The organism is Domibacillus sp. DTU_2020_1001157_1_SI_ALB_TIR_016 (assembly GCF_032341995.1).
Lineage (GTDB): Bacteria > Bacillota > Bacilli > Bacillales > Domibacillaceae > Domibacillus > Domibacillus indicus_A.
In genome coordinates, this window is the sequence record NZ_CP135439.1 from 2774378 (window position 1) to 2794936 (window position 20559).

The following is a 20559-nucleotide window of genomic DNA, read 5'->3' on the forward strand; positions in this document are numbered from 1 at the left end:
CTGTCTCCTTATCCATTCATTCAAATGACCATTTCTTTAACAAAAGAGCGGTACGAATTTGTTTGATTTCCTGTTCGCGTTCCATGTAAAGCTGTTCTGCTTCATAAAGCGAAATTTCTTGAAAGCGGACGCGGTCTCCCGGCTTCCTTTGAGCGATGATCGGTAAATCGGCCGCTGCAATTTGTCCGATTCTCGGGTAGCCGCCGGTTGTCTGCCGGTCTGCAAGCAGTACAATTGGGTTGCCATCGCTCGGCACTTGAATCGTTCCATTCGATACCGCTTCAGACAATAATTCAAACGGCTGTTTTAGCCCAAGAGACGTACCTGAGAGGCGGTATCCCATCCGGTCCGACTGCGGGGTAATTTGAAATTCCTGTTCGAAAAACTGCTTTTGGGAAGATTCCGAAAACTCCTCGAATTCGGTTCCTTTTAAAACACGGACAACACTTCCGTTGATATAATGTTCAAACGGCACATACCAGTCAGTTGACGCAAATGACCTTTGTTTCAGCTTGCTTTGAAGGACTTTTTTTATTTTCCGGGAAAAGCTGGTTTCCTCTCCCGGCGGAATCAAATCACCTTCCTGAAGAGCGCGCCCTTTAAAGCCGCCAATTTCCCCACGTATATAAGTACTTTTGCTGTTCATCACATTTGGAATGGAAAAGCCGCCTGCCACAGCAACGTACGCGCGGCATCCCACTTTACAGCCGGTGAACGAAAGAACCGTATTCTTTTGTACAAAAACAGGCCTCCATAAAGGAACGGGATTTCCATCGATGACCGGGTTTAAGTTTCCGCCCGTAATGGATATCAATGTGTCTTCGTTAAACTGAAGAGATGTACCCATCATTGTTACTTCAATGGCTGCTTCTCCCTCTTCATTTCCGACTAATACATTTGCGAGACGAAGCGAAAGCGAATCCATTGCGCCGCCAACCACAACTCCGTACTGTTGAAATCCGTAGCGCCCTAAATCTTGAATCGTTGCCAAGAGTCCCGGGCGGATGATTTGTACACTCATTGCCATCTCTCCTGATACTGGTCATATTCTTCCTTGGTGATCGGCACAAACTTCACGATGTCACCCGCCGACAGAACACTTGGCTGATCCCGGTCCGGACGGAAAAGAGCCATCGGTGTCCGTCCGATCAGCTGCCATCCGCCCGGTGTAGAGATCGGATATACGCCTGTTTGGCTGCCTGCTATTCCAACACTGCCGGCCGGGATAGACGTACGCGGTGACGGCCGGCGCGGGGCATGTATTTTTTCTGAAAGGCCGCCCAGATAAGGAAAGCCCGGCGCGAATCCGATCATGTAAACGGGATACTCGGCTGATGCATGTAAATGTATTACTTCATCAGCTGAAAGGTTGTTATGCGCTGCTACAAAATCAAGATCCGGTCCAAAATCATTGCCGTAGCAAACGGGAATTTCTACAATCCGCGGTTTACTCTCTTCGTCTTCAACAAGTACCTCTAACATCCGTTCTAAGATCGCATGAACAATTTGAAAGGACGTTTTTGCTTTTTCCCCATATGCCTGTTTAACGATCAATGGGTCATAAAAAACCGTTACACTGGCAAAAGCAGGTGTACATTCAATAAATCCGGAGAATGATTCATATTGAAGCTTTGATGCTAGCGCTTTCACTTTTTTATTGATAGACGGGCTGATTTCGGCTCCAAATTGAACAGTTATCGCCGACTCCCCTAACGGTTTCATTTGGATTTCTTCCAGATTATTTTTCATCGTTTGAATCAATCTCACCACCTCTGTTCCAAATATCGGAACCTCAATTCTTATTTTCGGAATATAGAATCATTATAATTATCAGAAAAATGAAATGCAAGAAAAATTAAAAGCGATCAGAATCTTTTCTGATCGCTTTTAGTATTACCATTCGCCGCTAAAAAACGCTTCCCCGGCTGAAGGAGTTGTGTACTGATTGTTTTCGCCGCTCTGCCAAATGCGTTCACCTGCTGCATTTTTATACAAAAACTTAAACGAATATGAACGATCTGCCGCAAGATTTACGGAACCGCTCCAGCTGCCATCCATATTTTTAGTCAGCTCATATTTATACAGATCTGGATTCCAGCGGCCCATTTCTCCCCGGTCTCCAATCACGTATACATGATTTGCCTCTTTCGGAACATTTGAAACCGTAAATGTGACGGGCATGTGCACTAACGCCAGCTTATCCTTCATCATATGGAATTCATTCGTTGGATTGCCTGCTTCATCAAATAAATAATTCATGCGGAGCAATGTAAAACCATCAAAGCCGTAGTTAAATACCATTTCTGCTGCGTTGTTAAAGCCCCACTCATTATTAATCAGTGCCAGCGCGTTTTCGCCATTCAGCGAAATACCCCGCTCATTCGCGAGTGTGGCAATTTGAGCTACAAGTGTTTTGGGCGCGCTGTAGTAAGGGGGAACCTGCGCATTGTTGTCATCCATCTCTAAGCAGGTGAATGTAAGGGCCAGATCTGCTTTTTTCACATGATCGAGCAGCCTGCCATACTGATAGTAGCCTGTGCTGTATTCCGCTGCATGCGGCATTTCTGGGTCATTCATTTTCCAGTGTATACCTGAAATTTTAATACCGATCGGCACATTAAATGTACGGTCAAACTGTTTATGGGCCGCTTTTGAAATGTTCTTCATATGTTTTTCTAATGCACCCTGATACCAGCTCATAAAGTCCTGACCGTATCCCGGCTTATAAGCATCGCCGCTCTCAAAAAATGCATCTCCATTTGCTGGAGGCTCAATTTCAGCCCAGCTCTTGTACGCTGTGCCCCACGCTGCGTTAAGCTTTTTCACATTTTTATATTTCGTTTTCAAATAGTCTTGATAGTCTTTTTCTGCTCCTTCTGTATAAGCCTGCAGCTGCCCTCGCTCAGGCCATTCCCATTCGTCCGCAAATTGATAAGACGGATAACGAAGTTCACCGGCTGGTCCGCCGCTCAAGTAAATTTTTACAATCAAGTCCTCCTCATCAGCAAACTGCCTCGCAAAAGCACGGTAAAATTCCTCATACTGCTTAGCTGTCCCTTCCCACCACGGAGCCAGCGCTTCTTTATTTAAGTAACCGCTTTCACTTTTGAACGCCATATTTTCAACACTGTCTTTTTTCCACAGCCAGGATGGAATAGGATAATTACAATCATCTCCGACATTGCCGCCGCACTGGTGGGTGGACATAATCGGTACCCATTTTAATCCGGACGCCTGGACAGCCTGCGCATACTTCTCATAATAAGACCAGTCGAATTGATTATCCCCTTTGCCTTCTACCATTCCCCACCAAATGTCTGTAGTGAGGGCATAAATACCGTTTTCCTTCATCGTTTTAAGCTTTTCTTCAAATGCTTCCCAGTCGGTAATTTCCGTTAGCGGTGCCATCACATAAAGCTTGTACTCTTTCTGTACATCCGCCTGAGCCGGCTGTACACCCCCAACCGCAGATACAAACAGTAAACTGAACAGCAGCCATCCGTACCCTACTTTCCTCATTTAACACAACCTCCTTTGTTTTGTGCAAACGTTTGCATTTCGAAGCAAAAAAAGAAGCCCATTCCTTCTTTTCAAAGAAAGTATAGTAAATGAACTTCTATTCAGTCAATCCTGTTTTCAAAAATGAATCTTTATAGCTAGATTAAGAGAGCACTTTCCGCTCTATATCTGCGCCTTTTGACTTTCGGACGATTTTTCCATACCGATAGTAAACAAACGCCGCGGCTACAAAGCCGATCACGGCTAAAAAAGCATCAAAAATAAAAATAATCGCGATGTTGCCCGTTTCGGATAAAAGTCCAGTCAATAGGGGCATTACAATGGCTGCCAGCCCTCCTGCTGTCGCAACAATTCCCGTAACCGTACCTTTTTTCTGCCAAAAAAGCTCCGTTATGATCGTAATCGCAAGCTGGAAAATACCAGCTGTTGAAAAGCCGATAAAAAAAGCTGTTACAACGGCGACGGCCGGAACTTTCACCATTAAAATCGTTGTGATCGCGATAAGCGTCATAATCGGGTAAATGACAATCACAGTGACCGGACGAACCATTTTTTTCAACAAAATAGATAAAGAGAGAACGGAAATAAGCGCTCCGATACTGTAGTAGCTCAACAATTTTACCGCACTGTCTGCGGCCATTCCGAGCACTTCCTCCCCGTAGCTTGGCAGCCAGATTTGCGCGACTGTAAACAATCCGGTCGAGGTAAACCCGATGATTACAAGCGCAATTCCTTCACGTGAAAATTTCGGTTCTGATAAAAACTTCGACTGGCCGGCGTTTTCAGCTGCCTGGCTGGCCACAATGGCCCGGTGATCCGGAAATGTAACCGTCATGAGAAACAGCATATTAAAAAAGAAAATAGCCGCCGGCACAAAAAAAGCATAGCTGTACGATGCGCCCTGATTGGCAAAAAACAAAATCATAAATGGCAGCAGCGCCGCCCCGAGAGAGATAAATGCCTTCACCATTACATTGGCAGAGCCGCTCGAACGCGGAAAAATTTCAACCAGGCCAGGATACGAGCCTGCATCCATTGCTGAGTTTGCGACTCCTGCTAAAAGCGCAAACATAAAGGCTACTTCATAAACGGGCGACAGTGGAATGCCCACAAGAAAAATCCCCATCGCAAGCGCCGCAAAAATCACAAGCGGCTTCCGCCCAAACCGGTCCGAAAGATGGCCGGATAATGCGTAAGTAAGCAGCTTCCCGATCCCGATTGCACTGATAATGTAACTGATCCCCGCCTTGTCTGTATCCCATTGCTCGGATAATGAGGCCATATTGGATGATAGAATAATATTGACCATACCAAGCAAAAAATAGTTTACATACAGGCCGGAAGCAGCTTTTGTGTATGTATTCATCGTAACCACCCTTCTTTCTACAAACTTTTTTCATTATAGCAAATATTCCAATTTCCTGTTTTTTTATAATTTTTCTTGCTTTACGCCTCTGTTGCCACTAAAATACAAATAGTGTATTATTACACTAAATAAAACATATATTTATAAAAAGTGAAAATGTACGGAGTGCAATATGACAGAAAGTTAGCTGAATCGAACAGAAAGGATGTGCATGGATGAATACAAACAAAGGAGTTTTTTATTTTTTAAATTATGGATTGGTTCCATTTTTGCTTGCTTTGCTTGCTGCTGGAGGACTTTTGATCTTTGAGCAGTTAGCAGTGGTTTTTGCTGCCGTCTTTACAATTGGCGGTTTTGCTGCCGGCATGTGGGCAGGCAGTGAAGCAAGTATCAGACCGCTGGACATATTTCTTTATCCGCTTCTTTACACACTTGGATTATGGGCAGCGTGTATGATCATAAGCAAAGGCTTTTACGGAGCAGATGCATGGTCCTTGTTTGCTCTGCTGCATCTTCCGTTTGGGCCCGCATACTTTTTCTCTTCGCTTTATGGAATTGGCTATTTATTTATTATGATTCCTGCACTGTATGAACTCGCTTTTTTAATCGGCTTTTTGGCCAGAAATCGAAAGCTGAACATTCAAGCTGTGAAAAAAACAATTCTGACAGCAGCAGCGATAGTCCTTTTTGCCGGAACAGGCTTGTTTATTACATGGGAGCGGGCTAAAACGGTCCTTCCTTCTCATGGATTTGATTATGAAGGAGGCAATTCGAGTACAAATTTAACTCCTTATAACGTGACCAATCCAGACAACATTCTTCCCAAACTGAATGAAAAATCTTTGTTTTGGATCGATAAGCGGCAGAATATGCTTGTACTCGACGGTGCTGAAGCGGCGTTTCCTGTTTACTCCGCTTTTGCACAGGCCGTTTATAAAAATGCAAATCAAAACAGCGATTTTATTACGTTTACCAATACGATCCATGCTTATGAACGGCTGCTTCGAGGAGAGACAGATATTTATTTCGGTGCTGAACCGTCTAAAGCTCAGCTGAAAATGGCCAAGGACGCCGGGGTCGAGTTAGTGATGACTCCGATCGGCAAAGAGGCGTTTGTATTTTTTGTTAATCAGCACAACCCGGTTCAAAACCTTTCAACTAGACAAATTCAATCCATTTACAGCGGTGAGACGAGAAACTGGAAAGAGGCAGGCGGAAACAGCCAGCATATTCTTGCTTTTCAACGCCCTGAAAATTCAGGAAGCCAGACGTGGCTGCAGAAAATCATGGCGGGCAAAACGATTATGACTCCTGTAAAAGAAGAAGTTCCGGAAGGGATGGGCGGCATTTTAGAAGAAGTCGCTGACTACCGTAATTACAAAGGAGCGATTGGCTTTTCTTTTCGTTTTTTCGCTTCCGGCATGCAAAGCTACGAGCAGCTTCGCTTTTTGTCTATTGATGGTGTAGCACCTGTTCCACAAAATATAGCAGATGGAAGCTATCCTTTTACCGCTACTCTTTACGCTATTACGCTAAAAGAAAATAAAAAGCCGTCCTTGGCGCCTTTTCTTCAGTGGATGCAAGGCGAACAAGGGCAGCAATTGGTTGAGAAAACCGGTTATGTGAGGCTAAATCAATAAGTTAAAAGCAGACCGCCGTCGGCTTTGCGCAGACGATCCGGTTGCGGCCTGCCTGCTTCGCTTTATAAAGCGCATGGTCCGCTTCTTTGAGCAGCTGTTCAGAGGTAAATTCATCCGATATAGCCAGTCCTGCTGAAAATGTAACGGGCACTTGGACATTGTTCACAGCGACTGGCTGGCTGGCAACCATTTCACGAATTTGTTCAATGGCAGCCAGCGCATTTTTCTTTGTGCAGTCCGGCAGAATGATGACAAACTCTTCACCACCGTACCGGGCTACAATATCCACGCTGCGCACATTATTCAGCAGCCTCCCGCTCACTGCCTTTAGTACGCAGTCTCCGACAATATGTCCGTATGTATCATTTACCTGCTTAAAATGATCAATATCAATGAAAACTAAAACAAATGGCTTTTTTCCACGCTTTCCAGTTGAAAACTGTTGAAAGTAAGCCATAAATGCCCCGCGGTTATACAGCTTCGTTAATGGATCTCTCCTGGCTGACTCGAGCAAATGCTGTTTGGATAGAAATTCACGGCGCAGGTCGCTGATCATCCAGACGATTAAAAAGCTGAGCAGGATGCTCGTCGGCAGAGCAATTGGTGTTATTTCAACTAAATAGGTCCGGGCGGGAATGACACCTAAAAAAGCAATAAACAAAACATTTACACTGTTTAAAGTTAAAACTGTCCAAATCACTTGCTTGGCCGGAGCCCAGTTTGAAAAAATAGTACGTAAAATAACGCCTGCTGCTGAAACAGCCATTACCGTCCAAAAACCTGAGAGGGCTGCTTCATTTACACCAAAAAATAAACGGGCCAGGCCAATTCCCAGTCCGGCCAGTAAAATAAGTTCTTTTTTCCCCATAAACAACACGGCAATAATAAGAGGCACAAACCGAAGATCAAAAATAACCTGGTCATTTAGATGGATGCCAAAAAACATGGAGGCCCATCCTGAAAACACCACCATGGCTGTCAGCAGGCTGTTTTTCAGCCTCGGCCCGGTGTTGACTAAAAATTGTTTATATACCAAGCCGCCCATCGTAATAATAGCCATCAATACGGATGCATTCATGACAAATTCTTTGATGTTCATCATACCGTTTCCCCATCTCTCTTTGTATCATTGCTTCACGTGCTTTACAAACGGTTTAAGGTGCCGCTCCCGGGTGAGGCGTATTTTGCTTTTTAGCCAGCCGTCCTTTACATTCGCCTTCCTTATAACAAGCAGGTCCTATTTCATGGAAATTGTTATTTAATTCTTCACATCCAATTCTTTAGGATTAATATATTAGTCCCGTTTATGCACGTTTCTCTACCTTATACCCCCTTTTCAGTTATTTAGTACTAATAAACACAAAAAAAGACACCCGGAATGTACCAGGTGTCTAAAAGTGTAGACAAAGTAAGAAGCAGGCTGATTGAAAACGTCTGCTCTTCAAGGAACGCCGCCGGCTGGGAAGCGGAGTGACCTTCTGTGGGTCATGAGCATTCACAGCCGGCAAGTGACGCCGAAAGCGGGCGTTTGTCAACAGCCGGAGACACCCGGAATGTGCCAGGTGTCTCTCTCTTTTAATTTTTCAGCCACTCTTTTAACTCAAGACGGCGTACCTTGTGCGTAACAGCCGGATCATTTTCAGCCAGCTGAAGTGCTTCTTCATATGTATCGGCTACATATACAACCATTCCGCCGGAGCCGTCAGCAAAAGGCCCTTTCCCAAACACTTTATTTTCTTTTTCAAGCTCCGCCAGATACTCCAGGTGAAGCGGGCGTACTTCCTTGTTTTTCTCTGGATCGATCATGTGCAACAACGCTGCATAATATCCCACGTTTATTCCTCCATTCGATTCTGAATACTCTGTCAGTATAGCAGAAAAAAAGGAAAGAAAACTGTTACGAGTTTAAGATTTTTTGCTCTGCTGTTTTATAGCTCTCCTGCTCCTCGACCGGTCTTTTTTTCTTGAAAAAGAAAGAAAGGATCAGCCCGCCGGTAATAAGCAGAGTCAATAAGAGCTGAGACTTCATAGAATCGATAAAGATCATGGAGATTAAAATAATGCCAATGCCAGCAATCACCGCATACGTGATATACGGAAAAAGCCACATTTTCATTTCAAGCTGAATATGTTCACGCTCTGCTTTCTTTCTCAGCCGCAAATGGGACACCGCAATAGCCAAGTACACAAGTAAAGCAATGGCCCCCGATGCATTCACCAGGAAAAGAAACAATTTATCCGGAGACACAAAGCTGAAAACAGCGCACACATAAGCAAGAACGGTGCTGAGCCAGACTGCGCGAACCGGTACGCCATGCTTGTTCAGCTTGAGCAGCATTTTTGGCGCATCTCCTTTTTTCGCCAACGAATACAGCATTCTGGAATTGGTATAAAGCGCCGAATTTAAGCATGACAGGACCGCCACAAGCACGACTGCGTTCATAATTTGAGCGCCGCCAGGAATCCCTGCCATCTTCAGCATCGTCACATACGGGCTTGTTAACAGCTCCGCTGAATTCCACGGCAGAAGCATGACTAAAATGGATACAGAGCCCACATAAAAAATTAAAATACGCCATACGACACTGTTGATCGCCATCGTTGTAGACTTAACAGGATCCTTCGATTCACTTGCCGCAATAGCCGCAATCTCCGCGCCAAAGTAAGAAAAAATAACTGTTACGACTCCAACAAAAACCGAGCTGAATCCATTTGGCATAAATCCGCCGTTTCCTGTTAAGTTAGATAAACCTGGTGAATTGGTTCCCGGAATCCATTGAAATAAAATAGCGAGGCCAACAAGCATAAACACAACAATTGCTATTACTTTAATCATGGCAAACCAATACTCAAATTCACCAAACGACTTTACTGAAAAAATATTTGTTAACGTTAGAAGGAACGTCAGAATCAAGCTCCAGGCCCAAATCGGCACGGCAGGCACCCATTGATTCATAATGGCACCGCCTGCTGTTGCTTCAATCGCAATGACAATCAGCCAGAAAAACCAGTAGAGCCAGCCGACCGTATACCCCGCCCACGGGCCAATTGCCTGGCGGGCGTAGGTAGAAAACGAGCCACTGTCCGGATTTGCCGTTGCCATTTCCCCAAGCATTCTCATTAGAAAAATAACGAGAAGGCCGGCAACCGCATAGGACACAATCGCCCCCGGCCCAGTCGCATTAATTACGGAGCCGCTCCCGACAAACAAGCCGGCTCCAATAATGCCTCCGATTGAAATCATGGAAATATGCCTTGTTTTTAATTGATTCGTTAACTGCTGCTCTTTCATTCTTGTCCCTCCTCTGCTTTTCAAAGATGCATAGAAATGTACTTTACTTCCACGTATTCATCGAGCCCATAATGCCCGCCTTCACGGCCAAGCCCGCTTTGTTTCCAGCCGCCGAATGGCGCTTGGCTCACAGATGGCAGTCCATCATTGATTCCGACGATTCCATATTCAAGCCCTTCACTGATCCGGATCGCATCGGACAGATTTTTCGTGTATAGATAAGCGGCTAATCCGTATGGCGTATTGTTCGCCCGGCGAATCACTTCATCCATCGTTTGAAACGTGGCGACAGGAGCAAGTGGGCCAAACGTTTCTTCCTTCATGCACAGCATATCATCTGTTGCGCGGGCAATCACTGTCGGTTCAAAGAAAGTCCCCTGTTCCCCGTGCTCACGGCCGCCAGAAAGAAGAACAGCTCCCTTCGAAACAGCGTCTTCCACGTGACCCCTTACTTTTTCGAGGGCAGCTTGATTAATAACAGGACCGATATCGGTACCAGCATGGAGCCCATTTCCTACTTTCAGCTTTGAAACGGCCTCAGCGAGTTTTCCTGTAAACGCCTCGGCGCATGACTCATGAACAAATACACGGTTTGTGCAAATGCACGTCTGTCCTGCATTGCGATATTTCGAGGCAACCAGTCCTTCAACGGCCTGATCGAGATCCGCATCCGGCATCACGATAAAGGGAGCGTGGCCGCCAAGCTCTAGTGACAGCTTTTTCATCGTATCTGCCGCTTTTTTCATCAATAGCTTACCAACACTCGTCGAACCCGTGAAAGACAGCTTACGGATACGGCCGTCTTCCATCCATGTATCACCGATTTCTGCTGGATCGCCCGTTACAACAGCAAGCACATCACGGGGAATGCCTGCCTCATAAGCCAGTTCGGCCAGCTTGAAGGCAGTCAGAGGCGTGAATTCAGATGGCTTTACAACGACCGTGCATCCGGCTGCAAGCGCCGGTGCCACTTTCCGGGTAATCATGGCGGCCGGGAAATTCCATGGTGTAATCGCTGCAACTACGCCGACTGGCTGCTTTTGAACGATAATGCGCTTGTTCCGGTCTGAAGCCGGAATGGTCTGCCCATACAGGCGTTTCCCTTCTTCCGCATACCAGGAAATGTAACTGTTCGCATACCGGATTTCTCCGAGGGCTTCTTTCAGCGGTTTTCCCTGCTCTTTTGTCATCAGCTCTGCGAGTTCCTTCTCTGACTGGCTGATCAGGCGGTGCCAGTTCATTAAAAGAACGCTGCGTTCTTCCGCTGTCCGCCCTGCCCATTCCGAAAAAGCATTGTACGCAGCGTCTGCTGCCTGCTTCGCTTCCTTTCGTCCTTGTTTTGGCACCCGGCCAACGATTTGGCCGGTTGCCGGGTTGATCACTTCGATGATGTCAACAGCGGCTGCGTTCATCATTATCCCTCACTTCCCATTACCTTTTCTATTTCCTGCAAAGCCGTATTTAAGCTTACAATCAGTTCCTTGATTTCTATTTCGTTAATGATCAGCGGCGGTGCAAACACAAGCGTGTCCTGCCCATCAAATGTGACGGACCGGCAAATCAATCCATGCTTTGCTGCCTCGGCCACCACTGTTGGCGCAAGCGGCTCGCTACCGGCTGGCGTGGCCAGTTCGATCGCACCCATTAATCCGCGTGCCCGTACGCTGCGGACAATAGAACGCTCTGCTTTGATCGTCTCAAATCCTTTCAGCAGCTCCGCTCCCATTCTTTTTGCATTCGCAACAAGCCCTTCCTGCTCAATGATTTGGATGTTCTTTAAAGCAACAGCACAGGCCATTGGATGTCCGCTGTATGTGTATCCATGCAGAAGCGTGCCTGTAGAAAGATCACCCATTTCTTTATAAAGAGACTCAGAAAACACGACGCCGCCAAGCGGTGCATATCCGCTTGTAACCCCTTTTGCAAAACACATCATATCCGGGACAACTTCATCGTGTTCAATACCGAAAAATGTACCCGTGCGGCCGAAGCCGGTAATGACTTCATCTGTGATAAACAAAATGCCATATTCGTCACAAATGCGGCGCACCTCTTTGAAATATCCGTCCGGCGCAATATGAACGCCGCCTGCACCCTGAACGGGCTCAGCCACAAATGCAGCCACCGTTTCCGGCCCTTCTTCTTCAATAACGCGGCGCAGCTCTTCTGTAGACATGTGATCTGCGTAATGAAAGTCCGGCGCGAGTGAATTCGTAAAATCACGGAATGGCTTTAAGCCGGTTGCGCTGGTCGCCCCAATATTGACGCCATGGTACGCTTTTGTTCTGGAGATAATTTTCTGGCGATCGGGCTGCCCTTTTAACACCCAGTAGTGGCGTGCTAGTTTATAAGCTGTGTCATTGGCTTCTGATCCGCCCGAAGTGAAAAACACCGCATTTAAATCTCCGGGTGCAAGCTCCGCGATTTTGGCCGCCAGACGGATAGCCGGTTCATTGCTAAAGGAAGCGAAAGACGAACTGAATGCAAGCTTTGACATTTGTTCTAACGCTGCTTCCCCCAGTTCTCTTCGTCCATGGCCGACATTTACATTCCAAAGCGAAGACATTCCATCAATTACTTTTCTGCCGCTTTCATCATACAAATACACGCCTTTTCCTTCTGTGAAAATAAAAGCAGGCCCGCTTTCCTGCTGTGATTTCACAGCGGAGGTAGGATGAAAAAAGTGCTTTTTATCTAATTCTGCTAGTTCCTGTAATTTTGATTTTTCTTGAATCATTGCGATCTTCCTTCCGTGTTTAAATGACTTGAATTTATTATTTCAAAAAATCTAAATTTTGAAATTACTATTGTCAGATTTTATAACAAACTTTCTTTAAACCCTTTTAAATTAATAAAAATACCTCTAATTGCAATCGCTTACAATATTAGTTAAATAAAATTTTGTTATTTTAATATATTTTTATAAAATCTTGCATCTCCTTTGTTTTACTTATTGCAAGAAGTGTGCCAACCGCTGTATATGCTATACATTCGCGTTTGTCATTTCTTTTGATTCAAAATGAATCAAAAAAGAAACGAAAACCGATTCAAAATGAATCAGTTTAATTCATTTTGAATCGGTTTTTATTTTTTGAAGCCGGCGGACAACAGTCGGCTGGCTGATCCCTAATGTTTTTGCCATTTGATAAGTGGAAAGCCCCTTTTTTTCTGCTTGCCGCAGCCATTGCGTTTCCACATCAGCAATCATTTCTTTTAGTGTTTTTCCTCCCTCTTCAAACAGGGAGAGAGAAGGCCATTGTTCAGGCTGATCAGGCGTTTCCGTATGGAATGACAGCAGGCCCGGTGAAATCACAGGCTGGTCAGACATAATAACAAGGCGTTCGATTGTGTTTTCAAGCTCCCGCACATTTCCCGGCCAGTGATATGAAAGACATTTTGCCATTGTCTCTGAATGAAGACGCAGCGCTTTATTGTACTTTTGGTTAAACTGTGTTAAAAACAGATCGACAAGCATAGGAAAATCTTCTTTTCGTTCACGCAGCGGGGGAATTTCTACCGGCACAACATGCAGGCGGTAAAATAAATCTTCGCGGAATTCTCCTTTTTCCACCAGCTGTTTTAAGTCACGATTAGTCGCAGCAACGAGCCGAAAATCGACTTTTGTGCTTTTGACGGATCCAATTTTTGTGATTTCCTTTTCCTGAAGGACTTTTAACAGCTTCACCTGCATTTCAAGCGAAAGCTCACCGACTTCATCCAAAAACAAGGTTCCTTTGTCTGCAGATTCAATCAATCCTTTTTTACCTCTTTGACTTGCACCAGTAAAAGCACCCGGCTCATAGCCAAACATCTCCGATTCCGCCAGGCTTGCGGGAATGGCTCCACAGTTCACTTCAATAAACGCCCCGTCATGCCGCCCGCTTTCCTGGTGGATGGCCCGGGCAAAAATGGTTTTACCCACTCCGGATTCCCCAGAAAGCAGAACCGTTGCTTCACTCGAGGCCACACGCCGCATCGTTTCACGTGCTTTTCTCATTTTCGGGCTGTTTGTGGCCAGACGGCCAAAAGCTGTTTCCTGTTCACGCAGTTTTTCGATCTCCGACTCGTAACGTTCAACTTTTGACTGCAGCTTCTCATAATCTTCCTTGAGCTTTTGAATTTCTGTTAAATCATGTGAAAGGCTGATTACACGGACGATGTTCCCCTCACGGTCAAATACAGGAATGCCTTTAGCCATGATCGTTTTCCCGACCGCTGTTTTTTGCATAAGCTGTACTTCCTGTCTCTGCTCAAGCACTTTCACGGTAACGGACGGAGAAAAAATATTCCTTTGTTCCAGCTCGTAAACGGAGCGGCCGATCATAGATTCCGATGATTCTCCGTAAAATTCATCGCTGTTTTTGATGGCGCGCAACACAATTCCATTACCATCCGTTACAATGATATTATCATTGGATGCATGCAATATCGCTTCAAGCTCAAGTTCTAGATGCGTATGGTCCATCGCAATCACTACTCCATTTTTTGTTTTATTGTATCAAATGAAAAATGGAGCGACTACGGAAGAAATGGATGAATAACAAATGGATATTAAACACTTGCAATATTTTATCGAGGTTTCAAATTTCAACAGCTTTTCAAAAGCCGCCGATCACTTGTTTATCACGCAGCCGACTATCAGCAAGATGATTAAAAATCTGGAAGCGGAGCTTGGCGTGGAACTGTTTGACCGTTCCCGCAAAAAGCTGGTACTCACCGATGCAGGCAAAATTTTATTGGAGCAGGCAAAGCTTGTTAACAAAGCATTTCGTAATCTGGAAACCGAGCTCGATAATTTGCTGGAGCTGAAAACCGGACACATTCGAATCGGCCTGCCGCCTATTTTTGATGCGCACTTTTTTTTAAAGGTCGTCGGATTGTTTCATGAAAAATACCCTGGTATTACGTTTCAGCTGAAAGAAGAAGGTTCAAAATCTATTGAAGATGCCGTGGAACAAAACGAGCTGGATGTTGGCGTGATTGTTCTCCCTACACAAGACGAACTGTTTCATCACTTTGCCTTTATGGAAGAAGATTTAATGCTCGTTCTCCCTACATCCCATCCTCTTGCCGGACGTGCGGAAATCGATCTGGCATCACTTTCATCCGAATCCTTTATTTTATTTAATAAAGACTTTGCGCTGAACGATCGGATCATTTCTTTCTGCAATGATGCCGGATTCCAGCCTCGTGTGATTTCTGAAAGCTCGCAATGGTCATTTATCGAAGAAATGGTCGCTTCAAAGCTTGGCATTTCCCTTCTTCCAGAAAGCATATGCCGGCATTTAAGCGATCACGTTTGTACAGTGAGAGTGGTAAATCCATCGATTAATTGGAATCTGGCTATTATTTGGAGAAAAAATCAATATTTATCCTATGCAGCCAAGGAATGGCTGTCATTTACTAAGAAAGAGCTTTCAAAAGCGGCTTCTTCCCAATGAAGCCGCTTCCTTTTATGCTGTTTATTTATGAATGAAAACATTTACATAGACAAAAGCTATACTGAAAATGAAAAACAACTATTTTACTTACATTGTAAACGGGCGTACACTGAGAGCGTGATTCCAACATGGAAGGATTGAAAACCATGAGCGCAGTAAAAGAAGCGATCAAAACACGTGAAAGCCGCATCGTCCATACCGACCAAGTATTGGCATGCGATTTAAATAATTATCAAACTTTATTCGGCGGTGTGCTGATGAAAAAAATCGACAGCGCTGCCTGCCTGTCCGCAAGACGCCATTCTCGCGTAAAACAGTGCGTGACTGCTTCAACCGATTCCATCGACTTTTTAGATTCGATTCGTGAAACGGATTCGGTTTGCGTTGAGTCGTTCGTTACTTATACAGGCCGGACATCAATGGAAGTGTTCTGTAAAGTGATTGCCGAAGATATCGGCACAGGCGAACGCCGTATTGCAGCCACTGCTTTTTTAACCTTTGTAGCTATTGGCGAGGATAAAAAGCCTGTCGAAGTACCTGGCGTTATTCCTGAAACCGAAGAAGAAAAGTTTTTATTTGAAACAGCAAAAGACCGTGCGGAAATGCGTAAAATCCGCAGAACAAAAAGCAAAGAACTTGCTGAATACATGACACTGAAAAAACCATGGGACAGATAAAGGAGGAACAAGAATGATTGCAACATTGTGCAGTATTGATGAATTAAAAGAAGCGAAAACGGCGCTTGTCGACTTGCAGGATTCTTATCCTGCTCTTTGTGAAAAATTCGTTCATGTGGCCGGCTTAACACGCTCACTGCAGTTAAAGTATCAGTATATGGGCTGCTTGATTATGGATGAAAATTCTGATGACTGCATTCCAAATATTCCATACAGCTCTGTGCTTCGCCTTTATAAAAAAGAAGTTCAAACGCTGAAAAACGATGAGCATATTGATGCCTTGAAAAAGCTTTTCCGTTCATTTAAAGACACAGGCTATGCGAAAATCAGCCTGCTTGCTCTTGGCCGTTCACCCGAATCTCTTATCGGGGCATCAAGCGTAAAATAATCAGAACCAGGAGGACTCTTCCTGGTTTTTTTGTTTTTCAGCAGGCTTGTATTCAAAAAGCAAAAAGAATCTCCTTTTACGAGAGATTCTTTTTTTCTGCCAGCTGATCGACCAGCTTTTCTGCTGTTTTGCGGTACATGTTGCTCATATGAACAAGAGCCAGGATCTGCATAATCTGGCCAAGCTCATCGGTACGAGCCGTAATATCCTCGATCCGGCCGGCAATATCCGCCCTTCCATGCTTTACGTTATCAGCCGCTATCGTTAAAAATTCTTCATAAAAAGAATCCAAATCAATGTCACCGATCCGCTCATTAATGCCGGAGAGTGTTGTTTTAATGTCATTGATCGACAATGAGCCTTTCAGCTGGTAAATGAGGCTGATCAGCAGCAGGTGCTCTTTCGAATACTTTTTTTGCTGAATAGGAAACAACAGTTTTCCTTTTGCATAGTTGTTGATCATCGTTTTTGTTAATACTTTTTCTTCTTCATTCCGCGTCGAGCTTTCAAATGTTCGTTCGAATAATTGAATAACCTGGTCCATGTATAAGTCAATACTCGGTATCTTATCCGGTGTCAACTGGTTATCAAGATGAAGTTCATTTAAAACGTCTGTCAGTTTTCCCACATAAACACCTGCTTTTTAGATCGTAATATTACTTTTATTATAAGGGAATATCCTCCACATGTAAAACTTGACTATATAACATAATAACAGTATCATATTATATAGTTATTAAAACTACATGTAACAGGAGGAACGTTTATGACCTCTCTTATTCGCGAACCCATCAATGCCCTTACTCACTGGTTTGGAGCGTTTTTATCTGTAGCTGCCCTTGCTGCGATGCTGCTCAAGGCTTCTACAACCGGCTCTGCACTTACGCTTTTAGCTGTGCTGGCCTTTGGCATCAGCTTAATTCTTTTGTACTCAGCTTCTGCGCTTTATCACTCCGTTATCGCGTCTGACGCGGTGATTGCCTTTTTCAGGCGCTTAGACCATTCGATGATTTTCGTGCTCATCGCCGGCTCTTATGCACCCTTTTGCTTGATCAGCCTGCATAACCGGGCCGGATTGATTTTATTTTGGATCGTCTCGGCTTCAGCTATTTTAGGTATTTTGTTTAAAATGATTTGGTTCACCTGTCCGAGATGGCTGTCAACCGTTCTATATGTATTCATGGGCTGGATGGCCGTGTTTGTTTTTTCCCCGCTTTCTTCAAGCATGGAAACCGGCGGTCTCGCCCTGCTTATAGCCGGCGGCATTTTTTACACGATCGGCGGCATCATTTATGGGCTCAAGCCGTCCTGGATGCAATTTGGACAGATGGGCTTTCATGAAATTTTCCACATTTTTATTTTGCTCGGCAGCCTCGCTCACTTTTGGGCTGTGTTTCTTTACGTTCTTTAACGCTAATAAAAAACCACGGGCTCGTGAGTCCCGTGGTTTTGTCCGATTTTATTCAAAGTCCGGTGCCTGACGGTGTTCTGTTCCTTCTTGATACGAGTAAGCAAGCTTGATCAGCGTCGGCTCGCTAAACGCTGTGCCAAGCATCTCCATGCCAATCGGCAGTCCTTCATCACTGAATCCGATTGGAACCGACATTGCTGGATAGCCTGAGAATGGGCTTAATTTAGGATTCGGCCCGCCGCCCTGATCACCGCCAATTTTTTGCGGCAGTATAGCTGAAGTTGGATACACTAAAGCGTCTATATCCTGTTCTTCGTACACTTCCATTAAACTTTCAGTCGTCATTTTAGGACGATTTACGATGATGTCCTGATAAGTGGCATCTTCTTCTAGAGATACTTTCGCATCACGCGCTTTCATTGATTCTTCCATTGCAGGATGATATTTTCCGCTCGCGATAATCTCACTCAGCGATTTTACAGGTGCATTTTCTCCAAGCGAAGCTAAATAATCATTTAACTGAAATTTAAACTCATAGGAGCTTAAGCTTGGGTAAGCCATAATTTTATCCAGGTTTGGAATGGTCACATCTACTACCTCCGCTCCGAGCGCTTCCATATCATCAATCGCCTGCTCGGTCGCTTCAATAATCTGCTCGTCTTCTCCAAACAGAGCTTTGACAACGCCGATCCGCGCGCCTTTTAGCCCATCTTCATCCAGGTAATCAGTGTAGCTGTCCGGAATATGGCCATTGCTTTTTTCCGTGATCGGATCCGCCTCATCGTAACCAACAATTGCATCCAGCACAACAGCCGCGTCTTCCACAGTTCTAGCCAGCGGCCCGCCCGTGTCCTGCGTCAGTGCAAGTGGAATAATGCCATCCCGGCTGGCAAGACCCATTGTCGGCCTGATTCCAACCAGGTTGTTGAAAGAAGCCGGTACCCGAATCGAACCGCCTGTATCTGTTCCCAGCCCTGCTGCCGCAAAGTTTGAAGCAACAGCAGCACCGGTTCCGCCGCTTGAGCCGCCGGGATAACGTGTTAGGTCATACGGATTCAAAGTCTGCCCGCCCAATGAACTGTATGTATTAAAGCCGAAAGCAAATTCATGCAGGTTTGCTTTGCCGATAATGACGGCACCTTCCTCACGCAGCTTTGCTGTCTGGAAAGCATCATCCGGTGCCATCGATCCTTCCAATGATAAGGAACCAGCTGTAGTTGGCATATCGACTGTGTCATAATTATCTTTTAATACAATAGGAATGCCATGCAGCGCTCCGCGGATTTTTCCTTCTGCCCGCTCTCTATCAAGCTGTTTTGCGGTTTCGATCGCTTGTGCGTTCACGGAGATCATTGAGTTGATCTTTGGCCCCTGCTGGTCAAACTTTTCGATACGATCCAAATAAAAACGGACCAGCTCTTCTGAAGTCAATTTCCCTTCTTCCATCGCGGCACTCATTTCAGCAATGGTTGCTTCTTCTATATCGAACTGCTCAACCAGTTCTTTTTGGAGAAAGTGAAACAGCCGTAAAATGGTTGCGGCAGATTGTTCACGTGTCATATGCAAGGCTGGATTGAACTTGCCGTTCGTGTCGCCATACATAAATTCAGCTCTTTCAACCGCTCCGATCGAACCGGCAAACGCCCCGTCATCCTTCACATCCTTGAACGATTCGGCTGCAGACGCAAGCTCCGCGGTTTCGGCTAAAATTCTGGCAGCCTGCTCGCGTGAAACCGGCTCGTTTGGCCGGAATGTTCCGTCGCTGTAACCAGCAATCCAGCCTTTTTCCGCCGCTTTTAAAATCGCGGGTCCTAATGTGCTCGCGGCAGGAACATCTTTAAATGTTTCCGAGGAACCGTCTGGCAGCTCCTCTCCACCGGCTGACTCGTATACAGCTACAACGAGCCGGGCAAATTCCCCTCTCGTCACAGCCTGCTTCGGTTTAAATGTGCCATCTATGTATCCGCTGACTAAACCACGCTCTTTTGCTTCTGTTACTTCTGCTGCCAGCCGTCCTTCTACATCTGAAAACTCGGCTCCCGCTGTTGTCGCAAACACGCTCAGCCCCATAGTAATACTTGCTGTAAACAGTGCAGCTGTTTTACTTTGTTTCTTCATGCCATCTCCTCCTCTAGCTATCTACTTTTTAAATTAGCAAATTCAAGTTCTCATTTCTCTTTTCATGTAATATTTCCTCACATGATTTAAAGAAAGCCATTTCTACTTGATTGGGAGGAAATAAAAAAAACAAGCGCAAATCGATTTGCGCTTGTTTTACTGGCCGAGCTTTTCTATATTATTCCGGAGCTCCTGAAGTTCCTGGACCGTCTTTAACAGTTCCGTATTTTCTAAAAGAGCAGCCGGGTCAAGTGTACCGTTTTCGATCTTGCTGTTTACTTCATTTAAACCTGATTCAAGCTGTGCACTGTAATCAAGGAGCTTTTCATGCACGCCTTCCGCAATGACCGGCGCTTCCATTTGCTGTACCTGGTCAATTTCCTGCTGCATGTTTTCAAGCTGTCCTTGCGCATCCTCCATCAAGCTTGGATTTGATGCAGCATTTTCAAGCAGCGCCGGAATATCACTCGCAAACTGCTGTGTTTCATCTAAAAAGCCTGATATATCATTGGCATAGGTTAACGTATCATTGGCTTGGTCGAGCAGGCTGCACCCGCTTAATAGAATAGCAGACAGCCCGGCAGCCGCGGCCCATTTTAACATCATGTCATTTCCTCCCGTTTCTTCGTTATCTAGTATACGAATGATACAAGCAAATGGATTCATTTCTTTCACAAAAAAATTCACCGGCTTTGAGCCGGTGAATG

18 protein-coding genes are annotated in these 20559 nt (G+C 45.1%); 5 read left to right on the plus strand and 13 right to left on the minus strand.

Features of this window, described 5'->3' with window-relative positions; all coding sequences use genetic code 11:
• Nucleotides 1-16: 16 nt before the first annotated feature.
• The 4 genes from RRU94_RS22320 to RRU94_RS22335 form a co-directional block, all read right to left on the minus strand.
• Nucleotides 17-1021 carry a 5-oxoprolinase subunit C family protein gene (locus RRU94_RS22320; RefSeq protein ID WP_315693043.1) on the minus strand — a complete coding sequence of 335 codons (1005 nt, stop codon included), beginning with the start codon at nt 1019-1021 and terminating at the stop codon, nt 17-19.
• Complete coding sequence (gene pxpB / locus RRU94_RS22325) at nt 1018-1749, minus strand: 5-oxoprolinase subunit PxpB (RefSeq protein ID WP_410493059.1); 732 nt, start codon at nt 1747-1749, stop codon at nt 1018-1020. Before pxpB ends, RRU94_RS22320 begins: the two co-directional genes overlap by 4 nt.
• Nucleotides 1750-1893: 144 nt before the next feature.
• Nucleotides 1894-3519 (minus strand): family 14 glycosylhydrolase, encoded by a 1626-nt coding sequence (locus tag RRU94_RS22330; protein WP_315693044.1) that lies wholly within the window; start codon nt 3517-3519, stop codon nt 1894-1896.
• A gap of 142 nt (nt 3520-3661) precedes the next feature.
• A complete protein-coding gene (locus tag RRU94_RS22335) occupies nt 3662-4885 on the minus strand; it encodes an MFS transporter (RefSeq protein ID WP_315693046.1) in 1224 nt (407 codons plus the stop codon).
• A 215-nt stretch (nt 4886-5100) separates the two neighbouring features.
• Here RRU94_RS22335 and RRU94_RS22340 point away from each other — a divergent pair, with 215 nt between their 5' ends.
• Complete coding sequence (locus tag RRU94_RS22340; RefSeq protein WP_315693047.1) at nt 5101-6525, plus strand: PstS family phosphate ABC transporter substrate-binding protein; 1425 nt, start codon at nt 5101-5103, stop codon at nt 6523-6525.
• Between the two features lies 1 nt (nt 6526).
• Here the strand turns inward: RRU94_RS22340 and RRU94_RS22345 are convergent, their stop codons facing one another.
• From RRU94_RS22345 to RRU94_RS22370, 6 genes are all read right to left on the minus strand, one after another.
• Nucleotides 6527-7627, minus strand: a complete 1101-nt coding sequence (locus tag RRU94_RS22345; protein WP_315693049.1) for a GGDEF domain-containing protein — start codon at nt 7625-7627, stop codon at nt 6527-6529.
• A 473-nt stretch (nt 7628-8100) separates the two neighbouring features.
• Nucleotides 8101-8358 carry a YciI family protein gene (locus RRU94_RS22350; RefSeq protein ID WP_242233843.1) on the minus strand — a complete coding sequence of 86 codons (258 nt, stop codon included), beginning with the start codon at nt 8356-8358 and terminating at the stop codon, nt 8101-8103.
• Nucleotides 8359-8422: 64 nt separating this feature from the next.
• On the minus strand, nt 8423-9817 hold the full coding sequence (locus RRU94_RS22355) for an amino acid permease (protein ID WP_315693050.1): 1395 nt from the start codon (nt 9815-9817) through the stop codon (nt 8423-8425).
• Between the two features lie 20 nt (nt 9818-9837).
• Nucleotides 9838-11232, minus strand: coding sequence for an NAD-dependent succinate-semialdehyde dehydrogenase (locus RRU94_RS22360; RefSeq protein WP_315693051.1), 1395 nt, complete (start codon nt 11230-11232; stop codon nt 9838-9840).
• The gene (locus RRU94_RS22365) at nt 11232-12554 is read right to left on the minus strand and encodes an aminotransferase family protein (RefSeq protein WP_315693052.1); all 1323 of its coding nucleotides are present in this window, start codon (nt 12552-12554) and stop codon (nt 11232-11234) included. The genes RRU94_RS22360 and RRU94_RS22365 overlap by 1 nt, the downstream gene beginning before the upstream one ends.
• Nucleotides 12555-12884: 330 nt before the next feature.
• Nucleotides 12885-14282, minus strand: a complete 1398-nt coding sequence (locus tag RRU94_RS22370) for a sigma-54 interaction domain-containing protein (protein WP_315693053.1) — start codon at nt 14280-14282, stop codon at nt 12885-12887.
• A 79-nt stretch (nt 14283-14361) separates the two neighbouring features.
• On the opposite strand from RRU94_RS22370, the gene cidR reads away from it, so the two are divergent.
• The 3 genes from cidR to RRU94_RS22385 all read left to right on the plus strand — a co-directional run bounded on the left by cidR (nt 14362) and on the right by RRU94_RS22385 (nt 16323).
• On the plus strand, nt 14362-15258 hold the full coding sequence (cidR, locus tag RRU94_RS22375; RefSeq protein WP_315693054.1) for a cidABC operon transcriptional activator CidR: 897 nt from the start codon (nt 14362-14364) through the stop codon (nt 15256-15258).
• Between the two features lie 146 nt (nt 15259-15404).
• Entirely contained in the window at nt 15405-15935 is a 531-nt protein-coding gene (locus RRU94_RS22380) for an acyl-CoA thioesterase (RefSeq protein WP_315693055.1), read from the plus strand.
• Nucleotides 15936-15948: 13 nt separating this feature from the next.
• Nucleotides 15949-16323, plus strand: a complete 375-nt coding sequence (locus RRU94_RS22385) for a hypothetical protein (protein WP_315693056.1) — start codon at nt 15949-15951, stop codon at nt 16321-16323.
• 76 nt (nt 16324-16399) lie between these two features.
• On the opposite strand, the gene RRU94_RS22390 is transcribed toward RRU94_RS22385, so the two are convergent.
• Nucleotides 16400-16951: a DUF1836 domain-containing protein gene (locus tag RRU94_RS22390; RefSeq protein ID WP_315693058.1), complete on the minus strand. Its 552-nt coding sequence runs from the start codon at nt 16949-16951 to the stop codon at nt 16400-16402.
• A gap of 138 nt (nt 16952-17089) precedes the next feature.
• Between RRU94_RS22390 and trhA the strand changes: the two genes are divergently transcribed.
• On the plus strand, nt 17090-17734 hold the full coding sequence (gene trhA, locus RRU94_RS22395) for a PAQR family membrane homeostasis protein TrhA (protein WP_315693059.1): 645 nt from the start codon (nt 17090-17092) through the stop codon (nt 17732-17734).
• A 48-nt stretch (nt 17735-17782) separates the two neighbouring features.
• On the opposite strand, the gene RRU94_RS22400 is transcribed toward trhA, so the two are convergent.
• Both RRU94_RS22400 and RRU94_RS22405 read right to left on the minus strand, forming a co-directional pair.
• Complete coding sequence (locus RRU94_RS22400) at nt 17783-19852, minus strand: amidase family protein (protein WP_315693060.1); 2070 nt, start codon at nt 19850-19852, stop codon at nt 17783-17785.
• 156 nt (nt 19853-20008) lie between these two features.
• A complete protein-coding gene (locus tag RRU94_RS22405) occupies nt 20009-20458 on the minus strand; it encodes a DUF6376 family protein (protein ID WP_315693061.1) in 450 nt (149 codons plus the stop codon).
• Nucleotides 20459-20559 lie beyond the last annotated feature (101 nt).

Coding starts and splice junctions, on each gene's coding strand:
- RRU94_RS22320 (WP_315693043.1), bottom strand. CDS start 1,021: ATGAGTGTACAAATCATCCGCCCGGGACTCTTGGCAACGATTCAAGAT.
- pxpB (WP_410493059.1), bottom strand. CDS start 1,749: ATGAAAAATAATCTGGAAGAAATCCAAATGAAACCGTTAGGGGAGTCG.
- RRU94_RS22330 (WP_315693044.1), bottom strand. CDS start 3,519: ATGAGGAAAGTAGGGTACGGATGGCTGCTGTTCAGTTTACTGTTTGTA.
- RRU94_RS22335 (WP_315693046.1), bottom strand. CDS start 4,885: ATGAATACATACACAAAAGCTGCTTCCGGCCTGTATGTAAACTATTTT.
- RRU94_RS22340 (WP_315693047.1), top strand. CDS start 5,101: ATGAATACAAACAAAGGAGTTTTTTATTTTTTAAATTATGGATTGGTT.
- RRU94_RS22345 (WP_315693049.1), bottom strand. CDS start 7,627: ATGATGAACATCAAAGAATTTGTCATGAATGCATCCGTATTGATGGCT.
- RRU94_RS22355 (WP_315693050.1), bottom strand. CDS start 9,817: ATGAAAGAGCAGCAGTTAACGAATCAATTAAAAACAAGGCATATTTCC.
- RRU94_RS22360 (WP_315693051.1), bottom strand. CDS start 11,232: ATGATGAACGCAGCCGCTGTTGACATCATCGAAGTGATCAACCCGGCA.
- RRU94_RS22365 (WP_315693052.1), bottom strand. CDS start 12,554: ATGATTCAAGAAAAATCAAAATTACAGGAACTAGCAGAATTAGATAAA.
- RRU94_RS22370 (WP_315693053.1), bottom strand. CDS start 14,282: ATGGACCATACGCATCTAGAACTTGAGCTTGAAGCGATATTGCATGCA.
- cidR (WP_315693054.1), top strand. CDS start 14,362: ATGGATATTAAACACTTGCAATATTTTATCGAGGTTTCAAATTTCAAC.
- RRU94_RS22380 (WP_315693055.1), top strand. CDS start 15,405: ATGAGCGCAGTAAAAGAAGCGATCAAAACACGTGAAAGCCGCATCGTC.
- RRU94_RS22385 (WP_315693056.1), top strand. CDS start 15,949: ATGATTGCAACATTGTGCAGTATTGATGAATTAAAAGAAGCGAAAACG.
- trhA (WP_315693059.1), top strand. CDS start 17,090: ATGACCTCTCTTATTCGCGAACCCATCAATGCCCTTACTCACTGGTTT.
- RRU94_RS22400 (WP_315693060.1), bottom strand. CDS start 19,852: ATGAAGAAACAAAGTAAAACAGCTGCACTGTTTACAGCAAGTATTACT.
- RRU94_RS22405 (WP_315693061.1), bottom strand. CDS start 20,458: ATGATGTTAAAATGGGCCGCGGCTGCCGGGCTGTCTGCTATTCTATTA.